At 71.2% G+C, this 13,830-nt stretch carries 13 protein-coding genes; 10 read left to right on the top strand and 3 right to left on the bottom strand.

The genetic code is table 11. From position 1 onward, the window contains the following. Window positions 1–50 precede the first annotated feature (50 nt). From C2865_RS18195 to C2865_RS18170, 6 genes are all read left to right on the top strand, one after another. A complete protein-coding gene (locus tag C2865_RS18195; RefSeq protein ID WP_106399680.1) occupies window positions 51–776 on the top strand; it encodes a class I SAM-dependent methyltransferase in 726 nt (241 codons plus the stop codon). Then, window positions 766–1,851, top strand: coding sequence for a YyaL domain-containing protein (locus C2865_RS18190; protein ID WP_106399679.1), 1,086 nt, complete (start codon window positions 766–768; stop codon window positions 1,849–1,851). The genes C2865_RS18195 and C2865_RS18190 overlap by 11 nt, the downstream gene beginning before the upstream one ends. A 161-nt stretch (window positions 1,852–2,012) precedes the next feature. Then, window positions 2,013–2,636, top strand: a complete 624-nt coding sequence (locus C2865_RS18185; RefSeq protein WP_106399678.1) for a DUF998 domain-containing protein — start codon at window positions 2,013–2,015, stop codon at window positions 2,634–2,636. Continuing rightward, complete coding sequence (locus C2865_RS18180; protein ID WP_106399677.1) at window positions 2,633–3,757, top strand: sensor histidine kinase; 1,125 nt, start codon at window positions 2,633–2,635, stop codon at window positions 3,755–3,757. The genes C2865_RS18185 and C2865_RS18180 overlap by 4 nt, the downstream gene beginning before the upstream one ends. Next, entirely contained in the window at window positions 3,754–4,419 is a 666-nt protein-coding gene (locus tag C2865_RS18175) for a response regulator (RefSeq protein WP_106399676.1), read from the top strand. Before C2865_RS18180 ends, C2865_RS18175 begins: the two co-directional genes overlap by 4 nt. 107 nt (window positions 4,420–4,526) lie before the next feature. After that, window positions 4,527–5,483 carry an IS481 family transposase gene (locus C2865_RS18170; protein ID WP_106399675.1) on the top strand — a complete coding sequence of 319 codons (957 nt, stop codon included), beginning with the start codon at window positions 4,527–4,529 and terminating at the stop codon, window positions 5,481–5,483. Here C2865_RS18170 and C2865_RS18165 read toward each other — a convergent pair. Then, window positions 5,480–6,148 (bottom strand): class I SAM-dependent methyltransferase, encoded by a 669-nt coding sequence (locus C2865_RS18165; RefSeq protein ID WP_106399674.1) that lies wholly within the window; start codon window positions 6,146–6,148, stop codon window positions 5,480–5,482. The genes C2865_RS18170 and C2865_RS18165 overlap by 4 nt on opposite strands. 248 nt (window positions 6,149–6,396) lie before the next feature. On the opposite strand from C2865_RS18165, the gene C2865_RS18160 reads away from it, so the two are divergent. Then, window positions 6,397–6,588: a ferredoxin gene (locus tag C2865_RS18160; protein WP_106399673.1), complete on the top strand. Its 192-nt coding sequence runs from the start codon at window positions 6,397–6,399 to the stop codon at window positions 6,586–6,588. A gap of 65 nt (window positions 6,589–6,653) precedes the next feature. Here the strand turns inward: C2865_RS18160 and C2865_RS18155 are convergent, their stop codons facing one another. Both C2865_RS18155 and C2865_RS18150 read right to left on the bottom strand, forming a co-directional pair. Then, window positions 6,654–7,436 (bottom strand): enoyl-CoA hydratase/isomerase family protein, encoded by a 783-nt coding sequence (locus tag C2865_RS18155; RefSeq protein WP_106399672.1) that lies wholly within the window; start codon window positions 7,434–7,436, stop codon window positions 6,654–6,656. Window positions 7,437–7,438: 2 nt separating this feature from the next. Next, window positions 7,439–8,338 carry an SDR family oxidoreductase gene (locus tag C2865_RS18150; protein ID WP_106399671.1) on the bottom strand — a complete coding sequence of 300 codons (900 nt, stop codon included), beginning with the start codon at window positions 8,336–8,338 and terminating at the stop codon, window positions 7,439–7,441. A 241-nt stretch (window positions 8,339–8,579) separates the two neighbouring features. On the opposite strand from C2865_RS18150, the gene C2865_RS18145 reads away from it, so the two are divergent. From C2865_RS18145 to C2865_RS18135, 3 genes are all read left to right on the top strand, one after another. Then, window positions 8,580–9,641, top strand: a complete 1,062-nt coding sequence (locus C2865_RS18145) for an NAD(P)H-dependent amine dehydrogenase family protein (RefSeq protein WP_106399670.1) — start codon at window positions 8,580–8,582, stop codon at window positions 9,639–9,641. A 208-nt stretch (window positions 9,642–9,849) separates the two neighbouring features. Beyond that, entirely contained in the window at window positions 9,850–13,515 is a 3,666-nt protein-coding gene (locus C2865_RS18140) for a multifunctional oxoglutarate decarboxylase/oxoglutarate dehydrogenase thiamine pyrophosphate-binding subunit/dihydrolipoyllysine-residue succinyltransferase subunit (RefSeq protein ID WP_106399669.1), read from the top strand. Window positions 13,516–13,604: 89 nt separating this feature from the next. Further along, the gene (locus C2865_RS18135) at window positions 13,605–13,793 is read left to right on the top strand and encodes a DUF6104 family protein (RefSeq protein ID WP_106399668.1); all 189 of its coding nucleotides are present in this window, start codon (window positions 13,605–13,607) and stop codon (window positions 13,791–13,793) included. Window positions 13,794–13,830 lie beyond the last annotated feature (37 nt).

Here is a 13,830-nt window from a genome sequence, read left to right as displayed (position 1 = left end):
CCCCCGAGAACAGCGGCCCCGCACAGGCCGCCCGTGGAAGGAGCCCCCCTCTGCTTACCGTTGACTTCCGGCAGCGGTTCCCCATCGCCGTGGGGGAACGCGTCCTCGACATGGGCTGCGGCGGCGGACGGCACGCCTTCGAGCTGTACCGCCGGGGCGCCCGGGTGACCGCGTTCGACATGGACGCCGAGGAGCTCAAGGCCGTCCAGACGATGTTCAACGCGATGGAGCTGGAAGGCGAGGCGCCCGAGGGCTCCTCGGCCGAGACCGTCGTCGGCGACGCGCTGGACCTGCCGTTCGAGGACGGGACCTTCGACAAGATCATCGCCGCCGAGGTGATGGAGCACATCCCCAACGACATGCAGGCGATGAAGGAGCTCTTCCGGGTGCTCAAGCCCGGCGGGCAGGTCGCGGTGACCGTGCCGACCTGGCTGCCCGAGCGCATCTGCTGGCTGCTGTCGGAGGCCTACCACACCTCGCCCGGCGGCCACGTGCGCATCTACACGCGCGCCGAGCTGGAGGCCAAGCTCAAGTCGATGGGCTTCCGGATCGACGGCCACCACCACGCGCACGGCCTGCACTCCGCCTACTGGTGGATCAAGTGCGCGGTGGGCCTGGACGACAACGACCACCCGCTGGTCAAGGCCTACCACCAGGTCCTGGTCTGGGACATCATGAAGCAGCCCCTGGCCACCCGGCTGGCCGAGCAGCTGCTCAACCCGTTCATCGGCAAGAGCGTCGTCGTCTACCTGACCAAGCCCTCCTATGCGGGCTGACGTCATCCTCACCCCCGGGCAGGTCGAGGCGACGGCCCTCTCCATCGTCCGTCAGCAGTACCCCTCGGGCGCCATCCCCTGGTACGCGGCCTTCGACGGCTACCCGGCCGGGAAGGTCGACGCCTGGAACCACATCGAGGCGGCGATGGCGCTGTCGGCCTCCGGCTTCGGCGCGCAGGCCCGGCGCGCCTACGACTGGCTGCGCGACCAGCAGCGGCCGGACGGCTCCTGGCCCGCCAAGTGGGAGGACGAGAAGGTCACCGACACCGGCGGCGAGTCCAACCACGCGGCGTACCTCGCGGTGGGCATGTGGCATGAGCTCCTCGTCACGGGCGACGAGGAGTACGTCGGCTCCCTGTGGCCCGCGGTGCGCGCCGCGATCGACTTCGTGGTGGGCCTGCAGACGCCGCTCGGCGACGTCAAGTGGATCCGCTGGGAGGACGGCTCGGTGGGAGAGGAGTCGCTGCTCACCGGCTGCTCGTCGATCTACCAGGCGCTGCGCTGCGCGGTGGCGCTCGGCGAACGGCTCGGCGAGCCCCAGCCGGACTGGGAACTGGCCGCCGACCGGCTGGGCCACGCCATCGCCCACCACCCGGAGGCGTTCGCCGACAAGTCCCGCTGGTCGATGGACTGGTACTACCCGGTTCTCGGCGGCGCGGTGCGCGGCGAGGCCGCGCGCGAGCTGATCGACAAGTGCTGGGACACCTACATGGTCGCCGGACTCGGCTGCCGCTGCGTGTCCGACCAGCCCTGGGTGACCGGCGCGGAGACCTGCGAGCTGGTCATGGCCCTGGACGCCGCCGGCGACCCCCGGGCCGCCGAGGTGTTCGCCGACATCCAGTTCCTCCGGCACGAGGACGGCTCCTACTGGACCGGCTGGCAGTTCGAGAACCAGCGCCACTTCCCAGGGGACCGCTCCACGTACACCGCCGCGGCCGTCCTCCTGGCGTCGGAGGCTCTCGCGGACGCGTCCCCCGCGGCCCGCATCTTCAAGGAGATCGACGGCCGTCCGCTGGGCCCGTCCCCGACCCCGGCCCCGCCCTCCTGCGGCTGCCCCCAGCCCGCCCGCACCTGACGCCTGTCGTCCTCCCCGGGCCTGTCCGCGGGCCCGGGGGACGGTGCGCCCCGCAGGTGCTCGCGTACTCCCTTCGGTGTACGGGGTACGCGAGCAGAGCAGAACGAAGTGCCTGCTCCCGGACGACGCAGTCAGGAAGCCTGGAAATTAACTTTCCGGACATGACGTACACGATGACGCCGCCGAGCACCTCGGCCGCAGCCCTCCGCAGGACCGCCGGAGCCTGCGCGGCCGCCGCCTTCGCCGCCTTCACCCTCTCGGACCTCGTGCACCCCGGTTACGACCTCGTGGCCGAGCCGGTGAGCAGGTACGTCAACGGAACGCACGGATGGCTGGTGTCCTTCGGCATCGCGGCCTTCGCGCTGGCGACCGCGGCCGTGGCGGCACTCGCCGGGCGCGGGAAGGGACGGAGCCTGCTGGCCGGGGCCGCCGCCGGGTTCGCGGTCGCCGCGGTGTTCCCCGCGGACCCGCCCGGCCGATGGCGGGCCCCCTCGCTCTCGGAGACCGTGCACGGCGCCGCCGCATGGATCGCACTGATCCTCCTGTGCGTCGCCACCCATGTCGTCACCCGGTCGCTGCGGCGCTCGACGGGCCTTCCCCTGCACGCTCTCCGCGCCTGCGCGGCCGCCACGACGACCGGGCTCGTGCTGTTCGCGGTCTGCCTCGCCGACCGGATGGCGCTGACGCACAGCGCGCCGCTGGGCCTCGCCGAACGGCTGCTGCTGGACGCCGGGCTGGCCTGGCTGGCCCTCGCCGCCGCCACGACGCGCAAGGCCGCACGATGAAGCGCCTCACCGCGGCCCGGTTCGGGGTGGACGCGGCGATCGCCCTGCTCACCTTCGCCGCGGTCTGCTTCGCTCCCGCCACCGTGGGCGCGCCCCTCGCCTGGGAGGGGCCGTTCGCCCTGGGCGCCGCACTCGGATCGGCCCTGATGTTCCGGCGGCGCGCCCCCGGAACCGTCCTCGCCCTCTCCGCGCTCGCGCTCTTCGCCTTCCGCACCGCCGGCCTGTACGAGATGGGCTGGATCTGGCCGCTGGCCCCGGCCCTGCTCACCGCCTTCTCGGCGCGTCGCCACGGGGCCGTGGCCTTCACGTCTCTCGGCGCCCTCTCCTATGGCGTCTTCGTCGAGGTCGTCCTCTCCCACGTCGGGGTGTTCGAGGCGTTCTCGCGGCTCGGCGGCGAGGCGCTGTGGCTCAGCCTCCCGCTGGGGATCGCCGTCATCCGGCGGCAGCGCGCCGAAGGGCTGGCCGAGAGGGCGGCCCGCCTGGCGCAGGAGGAGCAGACCCGGGCGGCCGAACACCGGCTGGAGATCGCTCGCGAGGTGCACGACGTCGTCGCGCACACCCTCGCCGTCGTCGGCGTCCACCTCAGCGTCGCGGCGGACGCCCTGGCCGACGACCCGGACGGTCCGGGCGTCGACCTCGACGCGGCGCGCGCGGCCCTGCTGACCGCTCGGGAGGCGCGCCACGCGGCCATGACCGATCTGAAGGCCTTCGTCGGCGACCTGCGGGGCACACCCCAGGCCGGGATCCCCGAGATCGAGTCGCTCCTGGACACCGCCCGCACGGCCGGCCTGAAGGTCGAAACGGACCGGGCGGGGGATCTGGCGGGCGTTCCGGCCGCGCAGAGCATCGCGGCCTACCAGGTCGTCCGCGAGGCCGTCACCAACACGCTCAGGCATTCGGGGGCGTCCCGCCTCTCCGTCCGCCTGGCCGCCGGCGCCGGGGATCTGCGCGTCGAGATCCGCGACGACGGCGGCGCGCCCTCGCCCGTCGTCCCGGGGCACGGGCTGGTCGGGATGCGGGAGCGGGTGACCGCGCTCGGCGGCTCGGTGGACTGGGAGTCGGGCGACGGGTTCACCGTCCGCGCGGTGCTGCCCCGGAGTGTGGGAGGGTCTGCGGCGTGACCGTCACCGTGCTGCTCGCCGACGACCAGGCGCTCGTGCGCGCGGGCTTCCGCAGCCTCCTCTCCCGTGCCAGGGACCTCTCGGTCGTCGGCGAGGCCGCCTCCGGGACCGAGGCCGTCGCGCTGGCCGAGCGCCTCGCCCCGGACGTCGTGCTCATGGACATCCGGATGCCCGGTGTCGACGGCATCGAGGCGACCCGCAGGATCCTCGCCGCCCGCCCGTCGACCAGGGTCGTGGTGCTGACCACCTTCGACACCGACGAGCACGTCTTCGAGGCGCTCGCGGCCGGGGCGAGCGGCTTCCTCACCAAGGAGGTCGAACCCGCCGAGCTGCGCCGGGCGGTGGCGGTCGCGGCGGCCGGGGAGGCGCTGCTGTCCCCCGGAGTCACGCGCCGGGTCGTCGCCCGCTTCGCCGGGGCGGCCTCCCGGCCCCCGGCGAGGCCGGCGCCGCTGGCGGCGCTGACCGCGCGGGAGAACGAGGTGGTCCGCCTGGTCGCACGCGGCCTGTCGAACCAGGAGATCGCCGCCGAGCTGGTGATCAGCCCGCTCACCGCCAAGACGCACGTGACGCGGGCGATCGCCAAGCTCGGGGTGCGCGACCGGGTCCAGCTCGTCATCCTCGCCTACGAGCACGGGCTCGTCTCGCCGGGCGACGGGGGCTAGCTGTAATGATCACGAACGTTGTTGACACGGGCTGAGGGTGCTTGATCAACAGTGAAGACCCCCGATGTGGTGGAGCTGTCTAGGTCCACACCACCTCGGAGGTCTTCGTGTCCCACCGTAACGCCAGGCTGACAGTCCACGGGCGGCGTCTGCTCGTCGAGCGTGTCGCCTCGGGCCGCCCGGTGGCCCATGTGGCCGCGGAGATGGGCGTCTCCCGCCAGACCGCCCACAAATGGGTGGCCCGCTGGCGCACCGAGGGACCCTCAGGCCTGCACGACCGCCCCAGCCGGCCACACCGGGTGCCGCACCGCACCCCGGCCGGGGTGGAAGAGCAGGTCTGTCGCCTGCGCACCGGCCGCAAGCTCGGCCCTGCCCGCATCGGCCCGATCCTGGGCCTGCCCGCCTCGACCGTCCACCGGATCCTGTGCCGCCACGGCCTCAACCGCCTATCCTTCCTGGACCGGCCCACCGGCCAGGTGATCCGCCGCTACGAACGCCGGCGGCCCGGCGAGCTGGTGCACGTGGACGTCAAGAAACTCGGCCGCATCCCCGACGGCGGCGGCTGGCGCGTCCTGGGCCGCGCCGCCTGCCCCGACCGCAGACGCACCACCGGCTTCGACTACGTCCACTCGGCCGTCGACGACCACACCCGCATCGCCTACAGCGAGATCCACCCCGACGAGAAGGCCGCCACCTGCGCCGCCTTCCTGCACCGGGCCGCCGCCCACTTCGCCGACCTGGGCATCACCCGCATCGAGCGGGTCCTGACCGACAACGCCTGGACCTACCGCAAATCCACCGCCTGGCAGCACGCCCTGGCCGACCTGGGCGCCACCGGCAAACGCACCCGCCCCTACCGCCCCCAGACCAACGGCAAAGTCGAACGCTTCAACCGCACCCTCCTGGACGAATGGGCCTACATCCGCCCCTATGCCAGCAACAACGAACGAACCGCAGCCCTAGCCGACTTCCTGCACACCTACAACCACCACCGATGCCACACCGCCCTCGGCGGCGCGGCACCCATCACCCGCGTCAACAACCCTGCAGGTCAATACAGCTAGCCCGCGGCGGTCAGCGGGTCGGTGCCGGAGGTGCGCTCCAGGACGCGCAGGGAGCCCTCCACGCGGCGCTCCTCGAAGGCGCCGGAGGCCAGGGCGCGGAGGTAGACCCGGTAGGGGGCCTGGCCGCCGTCCGCGGGGTCGGGGAAGACGTCGTGGATCGCCAGGGCCCCGCCGACCTTGATCTTGGCGGCCCAGTTCTCGTAGTCGGCGTTGGCGAAGTGCTCGCTGTGGCCGCCGTCGATGAACAGCAGGCCCAGCTCGGTGCTCCACAACCTCGAGACGGTGTCGGAGGTGCCGATGACGGCGACGACCACGTCCTCCAGGCCCGCCCGCTCGATGTTCCTGCGGAAGGTCGGCAGGGTGTCCATGCGGCCCGTCAGGGGGTCGACCAGCGTCGGGTCGTGGTGCTCCCAGCCGGCCTGGTTCTCCTCCGAGCCGTGGTGGTGGTCGACGGTCACCAGCACGGTGCCGGCCTCGCGGGCGGCGGCGCCGAAGTAGATCGCCGACTTGCCGCAGTAGGTGCCCACCTCCAGCAGCGGTCCGATCCGGCCGTAGTCCAGCGCGGTCTCGTACAGGGCGGCGCCCTCGGCGGGGGGCATGAAGCCCTTGGCCGCCTCGGCCGCGCGGACCAGCTCGGGGGACATGGGGGGCGGTGTTCCGGTCATCTGATCAACCTCCGCCGGGAACTGTACCGTTCCGTCGCTGAACGTCCATGTACGTCCCCTCCCGGATGCCCGGACCCGCCGGTATATGGCATGTAGAACGTGTTCTCGTTAGGCTCGGGGGAGGACGCCGGCGGCCACCGCCGGAGCAGGGGGCCGCCCCGGGCCCCGCAACAAAACCGAATATGATTCGGCTTGTTGGCCGCGGCCGCCCCATCGCGGCCGGACACCGATCCGAAAGGAACGCGCCCATGAAGGTGATCGTCGACTACCTCGTCTGCGAGGCCAACGCCGTCTGCGTGGGGCTCGCCCCCGACGTCTTCGACCTGGACGACGAGGACAACCTTCACGTCCTGCTCCCGGACGTCCCCGCCGACCAGCAGGACAAGGTCCGGCACGCCGTGCGCTCCTGCCCCAAGGCCGCTCTGTCCGTCACCGAGTGACGACGTGACAGGGGCGCCCCCGCGGGGGCGCCCCTTTCGTTCGCGCTCCTGCGCTCCGCGGGTCCTCAGCGGTTGCGGAACCGCGGCTCCCGCTTCTCCATGGTCGCCGCGAAGCCCTCCTTGAGGTCCTCGGTGAGGAACGCCATGGTCTGCGTGCGGTTCTCCGTGGCCAGGTGCGTGCGCAGCCCCGGCGCGTCCATCGCCAGGTTGAGCAGCTCCTTGGTGTGCCGCAGCCCGAACGGCGAGCGCGTCATCAGCTCCGCCGCCAGGGCCTGGGCGCCCGCCAGGTCGTCCTCGGCGATCTCGGTGACCAGCCCCAGCTCCAGGGCGCGCTCGGCGCCGACCGTCTGGGCCCGGTAGAAGATCTCCCCCGCCCGGGCGGTGCCGATCAGCCTCGGCAGCATCCAGGACAGGCCGAGGTCGCCCGCCGAGAAGCCCAGCTTCAGGAACGGCGAGACGAACTTCGCCGTCGGCGAGGCCACCCGCAGGTCGCAGGCGAGCGCCATGGAGAAGGCCATGCCGACCACCGGCCCGTGCAGCGCCGCGACGACCGGCTGCGGGATCTCCCGCAGGCCCAGCACCAGCTCCCCGGCCCGGACCATGTTGCGGTAGATCCGCTGGACGCGGCCCTCGTCGGTCTGCTCCTCGTCGCCCTGCTGGATGTCCATGCCGGCGCAGAACGCCCGGCCCTCCCCGGTCAGGACGACGACCCTGGTCGCGGTGTCGTCCTTGAGCTCGGTGAGGATCCGGAGCAGGTCCACGGTGTCGGCGTAGGTGACGGCGTTGAGGCGCTCCGGCCGGGACAGGGTGATCGTCGCCACCCCGTCCCGCCTGTCGAAGAGGACCATCCCTACTGCAGGGCCTGGAAGGTGGCCGCGGTCTGCTCGTGGATGCCGGCGAACACCGCCATCGGGTCCTGCGCGGAGATCTCCTCCCAGTTGTCGCGGATGTCCTCGACGGAGAGGCCGTCCTTCTTGGTGAAGCCGGGGCCCTCGCCCACGAAGATCTTCGCGATGCGGCCGCCGCCGACGGTGAAGACCTGGCCGCTGTCCGCCACGCTCTCGTGCGCCAGGTAGGCCACCAGCGGGGTGACCAGCTCGACGCCGAGCTTGTCGGCGAACTCCGCCGGGAACAGGTCCGCGGTCATCCGGGTGTAGGCCACCGGGGCGATCGCGTTGGCCCTGACGCCCTTCTTGGCGCCCTCGGCCGCCATGGTCTTGGTGAAGCCCACCAGGCCCATCTTGGCGGTGGAGTAGTTGGCCTGGCCGAAGTTGCCGAACAGGCCGGCCGGGGAGGAGGTGTTGACGATCCGGCCCGCGCCGGACTCCACCAGGTGCGGCCAGGCGGCCTTGGTGACCAGGTAGGCGCCGCGCAGGTGCACGGCGATGACCGCGTCCCACTCGGCGACGGTCATGTTCTTGAAGGACTTGTCGCGCAGGATGCCCGCGTTGTTGATGAGGATGTCGACGCGTCCGAACGTGTCGATCGCGGTCTGGACGATGGAGGCCGCGCCCTCCTCGGTGGCGACGTTGCCGCCGTTGGCGACCGCCTCGCCGCCGTTCTTGACGATCTCGTTCACGACCTCCTGGGCCGGGCCCGCGGAGGATCCGTCGCCGTGGAGGTCGCCGCCGAGGTCGTTCACGACGACCTTGGCGCCGCGCGCGGCCAGTTCCAGTGCGTGCTGGCGGCCGAGGCCGTGCCCGGCGCCCGTGATGATGGCGACCTTGCCGTCGTACCGCAGTTCACTCATGAGTGCGCTCCTGATGTCCGGGCCATTGGGCCGATCAAACTGGTGGGGTGGACTCGTTCGCTGCCGGTCGACCACCCGGGAATACCCATTGGTAGCAGCAAACCGAATCCTGCTCTAATGCGGCCCCGAAGGAAAGTGCCCGGTTCGGGTCCAAGGTCCTTTCCGTCTCTCATGTTGAGACAACTTTGGATCTCTTGGGATAAGGTCCGAGACCTCCCCCACCCCAGGAGAAACACCTTCCATGGAAGCAGCACCGCTGCGGGTCGTGCAGTGGGGCAGCGGCGCCATCGGCCGCAGCGTCCTGCGCGGCCTGCTCGACCGCCCGGAGTTCCGCCTCGCGGGCCTGCGGGTCTACGACCCCGCCAAGCGGGGCGCGGACGCCGGGACGCTGGTCGGCCGTGCTCCGGCGGGCGTCCTCGCCACCGACGACCCGGACGAGATCCTCGCCCTGGACGCGGACTGCGTGGTCTACGCGCCCCTGCCCGGCCGCCTCTACGGGGGCGACGACCTCGACACGGTCTGCCGGCTGCTCGCGTCGGGCAAGAACGTGGTCTCGCTGACCGGTTTCGTCTACCCGCCCGCCCGCGGCCCCGAGTTCACGGGCGCCCTGGAGGACGCCTGCGCCAAGGGCCGCACGTCCGTCCACGGCACCGGCATCAACCCCGGCTTCACCGGCGAGAAGCTCCCGCTGGTGCTGAGCGGGCTGGCCCGCCGGGTGGACCACCTCTACGTCCGCGACTGCTACGACCTCGCCGGGCACCCCTCCCGCCGGATCGTCCACGAGCTGAGCGGGTTCGGCAAGACCGAGGAGGAGTACACCGCCGCCCTCCCCCAGGGCAGGAGCCTGATGCGCGGCCTGTACACCGAGAGCCTGCACCTGCTGGCCGCCGCGCTGGGGGTGGAGCTGGACGACGTCGACCTCGACCACGAGTACCTGCACGCCCGCGAGGACTTCGCCGTCGCCGCCGGCCCCGTCCCCCGCGGCACCGTCGCCGCCGACCGCTGGACCCTCACCGGCCGGGCGGGCGGGTTCCCGCTGATCACCCTGGAGATCGCCCGCAAGGCCGACGCCCGCCGCATCGGCGACTGGTACGAGCCGGGTTACGCGCTGCGCGTCCAGGGCACCCCCTCGATGTCCCTGACCCTGGGCGAGGACTGGATCGGCAACGGCGTCACGGCCGCGGCCGGCCACGCGCTGAACTCCATCGCCGCGGTGTGCGCCGCCCCTCCCGGCGTCCGCACCCTGCTCGACCTGCCCCTGCTCCCCGGACGGTTCGGCGGGGGCATCCGAAATCGCGGGTAGGTTGAAGGTGTCCTCCGTCACGCCCCCGCTCGCGGGAGAAGTCCCGTCGTGATCGCTTCGACGCGCGTTTTATCCGCCTTCTCTCGCCCGGAGGGATGTCCGTATTCCCCTGCGCAGTGGAAACGACGCCGCACACGCTCGTTGAGGCGAGTAGCCTTATGAACGTTTAGAACCCACCTGCGAGCTGCGGAAGAGGGCGATCTCCGCCGTGTCGAGCGAGTCGCACACCCCTGCCGGTCTTAGTGATTTCGGCGCCAACGAGTGGTTGGTCGATGAGCTCTACCAGAAGTACTTGGAAGACCCTGAGAAGGTTGACAAGGCCTGGTGGAGCTTCTTCGCGGACTACCAACCGGGCTCAAAGCCCAACGTACCCGTGAACGGCGCCACGCCAGCGGCGCCGTCCCAGGCCCCCCAGAAGGCCGCCCAGGCCCCGGCGGCCCCCAAGGCCGCCGCCCCCCAGGCCCCCGCACCGGCCGCGCCCAAGGCGGCGCAGCCCCCCGCCCCGGTGGCGGTAGGCGCCGAGGAGGTGAAACTGCGCGGGGTCGCGGCGCGGACCGTGACCAACATGGAGAACAGCCTGGCGGTCCCCACCGCCACGAGTGTGCGCGCCGTCCCGGCCAAGCTGCTGATCGACAACCGCATTGTGATCAACAACCACCTGAAGCGCGGGCGCGGCGGCAAGATCTCCTTCACCCACTTGATCGGCTACGCGGTCGTCCAGGCGCTCAAGTCGATGCCCGAGATGAACTCCTACTACACCGAGGTGGACGGCAAGCCCACCCTGGTGCGGCCGGAGCACGTGAACTTCGGCCTGGCGATCGACCTGAAGAAGTCCGACGGCCAGCGCCAGCTGGTGGTGCCCTCGGTCAAGTCGGCCGAGACGCTGGACTTCCGCCAGTTCTGGGCCGCCTACGAGGAGATCGTCCGCAAGGCGCGGGCCAACAAGCTCACCCTGGAGGACTTCCAGGGCACCACGATCAGCCTGACCAACCCCGGCACCATCGGCACCGTGCACTCGGTGCCGCGCCTCATGCCGGGACAGGGCACGATCATCGGCATCGGCGCCATGGAGTACCCGGCGGAGTTCTCCGGCTCCTCGGTGGAGACCCTGGCGCGCGCCGCGATCAGCAAGATCATGACGATCACGTCGACCTACGACCACCGCATCATCCAGGGTGCGCAGTCGGGCGACTTCCTGCGCCGCATCCACCAGCTGCTGCTGGGCGAGGACGGCTTCTACGACGAGATCTTCGAGTCGCTGCGGATCCCCTACGAGCCGGTCCGCTGGGTCCAGGACATCTCCGCGAGCCACGAGAACGACATCGCGAAGGTCGCGCGGGTCCACGAGCTGATCCACGCCTACCGGGTCCGCGGCCACCTCATGGCCGACACCGACCCGCTGGAGTACCGCCAGCGCCGCCACCCCGACCTGGACATCCTCCAGCACGGGCTGACCCTGTGGGACCTGGAGCGGGAGTTCGCCACCGGCGGCTTCGGCGGCAGGCCCACCATGAAGCTGCGCGACATCCTGGGCGTGGTGCGCGACTCCTACTGCCGCACCATCGGCATCGAGTACATGCACATCCAGGACCCGGAGGAGCGCGCCTGGATCCAGGAGCGCGTCGAGGTCCCCTTCGACCCGCCCACCCGCGAGGAGCAGCTGCACATCCTGCGGCGGCTCAACTCCGCCGAGGCGTTCGAGACCTTCCTGCAGACCAAGTTCGTCGGCCAGAAGCGCTTCTCGCTGGAGGGCGGCGAGTCGCTGATCCCGCTGCTGGACGCGGTGATCTCGGCGGCGGCCAAGGCCCGCCTGGAAGAGGCCGTCATCGGCATGGCCCACCGCGGCCGCCTCAACGTGCTGGCCAACATCGTCGGCAAGTCCTACTCGCAGATCTTCGGCGAGTTCGAGGGCAACCTCGACCCGCGCTCGGCGCAGGGCTCCGGCGACGTGAAGTACCACCTGGGCGCGGCCGGGGAGTTCCACTCCTGGGACGGGCACGACATCCAGACCTCGCTGGTGGCCAACCCCTCCCACCTGGAGGCGGTCGACCCGGTCCTGGAGGGCGTCGTGCGCGCCAAGCAGGACGTCATCGACACCGGCGAGGCCGGCTTCTCGGTGCTGCCGATCCTCATCCACGGCGACGCAGCGTTCGCCGGGCAGGGCGTGGTCGCCGAGACCCTCAACCTGTCCCAGCTGCGCGGCTACCGCACCGGCGGCACCGTGCACATCGTGGTCAACAACCAGGTCGGCTTCACCACCGCGCCCGAGTACTCCCGCTCCTCGGTGTACTCCACCGACGTGGCGCGGATGATCCAGGCGCCGATCTTCCATGTCAACGGCGACGACCCCGAGGCCTGCGCCCGGGTCGCCAGGCTGGCCTTCGAGTACCGGCAGGCGTTCAAGAAGGACGTCGTCATCGACATGATCTGCTACCGGCGCCGTGGCCACAACGAGTCGGACAACCCCTCGTTCACCCAGCCGCTGATGTACGACCTGATCGACGCCAAGCGCTCGGTGCGCAAGCTCTACACCGAGGCGCTCATCGGCCGCGGCGACATCACCGTCGAGGAGGCCGAGCAGGCGCTGCAGGACTACCAGCAGCAGCTCGAGCGCGCCTTCGCCGAGGTGCGCGAGGCCACCGGCCAGCCCAACGTGCCCGGCTCGGTGGTGCGCCCGCCGGACGAGGACCGCATCCCGATCGACCACGGGGCGGTCGGCTCGGCGATCCCGCTGGAGACGGTCAAGGAGATCATCAACACCCAGGTGGAGCTGCCCGAGGGCTTCACCGTGCACCCGCGGCTCCAGCCGATCCTGGACCGCCGGGTCAAGATGATCGACGACAACGCCGTCGACTGGGCCACCGGCGAGCTGCTGGCCTTCGGCTCCCTGCTGATGGACGGCCACCCGGTGCGCCTGGTGGGCCAGGACGTCCAGCGCGGCACCTTCGGCCAGCGCCACTCCGTGCTGGTCGACCGCAAGACCGGCGAGACCCACGTCCCGCTGTCGAAGTTCTTCCAGGGCACCACGAAGTTCTACGTGCACGACTCGCTGCTCAGCGAGTTCGCGGCGATGGGCTTCGAGTACGGCTACTCGCTGCAGCGGCCGGACGCCCTGGTGCTGTGGGAGGCCCAGTTCGGCGACTTCGCCAACGGCGCCCAGTCGATCGTGGACGAGTTCATCTCCTCCGGCGAGCAGAAGTGGGGCCAGCGCTCCTCGGTGACCCTGCTGCTGCCGCACGGTTACGAGGGCCAGGGCCCGGACCACAGCTCCGCCCGCATCGAGCGGTACCTGCAGCTGTGCGCCCAGGACAACATGACGGTCGTCTACCCGACCTCGTCGGCGAACTACTTCCACATGCTGCGCTGGCACGCGCTGTCGGGCCGCAACAAGCCGCTGATCGTCTTCACGCCCAAGTCGCTCCTGCGCTCCAAGGCGGCGTCCTCGCCGGTCGAGGAGTTCACCGGCGGCGCGTTCCAGCCGGTCATCAGCGACCCCAAGGCCGACCCGGCCAAGGTCAGGCGGGTGCTGTTCACCACCGGCAAGATCTACTACGACGTGGTCGCCGCCCGCGACAAGAAGGGCGCCGACGACACCGCGGTGATCCGGATCGAGCGGCTCTACCCGTCGCCGATCGACGAGATCAAGGCCGAGCTGGCCAAGTACCCGCAGGACGTGGAGATCACCTACGTCCAGGACGAGCCGAAGAACATGGGCGCCTGGCCCTTCTTCGCCCTGGTCCTGTGGAACTACCTGGACGGCCGGAAGCTGAACCTGGTCTCCCGCCCCGCCTCGTCCTCCCCCGCGGTGGGCTCGGCGAAGCGGCACCAGGCCGAGCAGGAGGCGATGCTCGCGCGCCTGTTCCCCGGCGACTGACCCGTGCACACACCAGAAGGCCCCGGCTCCGCCGGGGCCTTCTGGCTCTCACCGCGTCCTGGCGGACGCGGCCGGAAGGAGGAAGCACCGTGTACTTCACCGACCGCGGCATCGAGGAGCTGGCGGCCCGACGCGGCGAGGAGGAGGTCTCCCTGGCCTGGGTCGCCGAGCGGCTCCGCGAGTTCGTCGACCTCAACCCGGATTTCGAGATCCCGGTCGAGCGGCTGGCCACCTGGCTGGCCCGGCTCGACGACGATGACGACGACGGGGACGGCTGAGCCGCCGCGAAACGCCGCAGAACGGCGAGAGGCCGGT

It is taken from the genome of Actinocorallia populi, assembly GCF_002995495.1.
In the GTDB taxonomy this organism is placed as follows: domain Bacteria; phylum Actinomycetota; class Actinomycetes; order Streptosporangiales; family Streptosporangiaceae; genus Actinocorallia; species Actinocorallia populi.
Note: the sequence above shows the minus strand (reverse complement) of the source record. Positions and strands in the feature narration are given on the sequence as shown.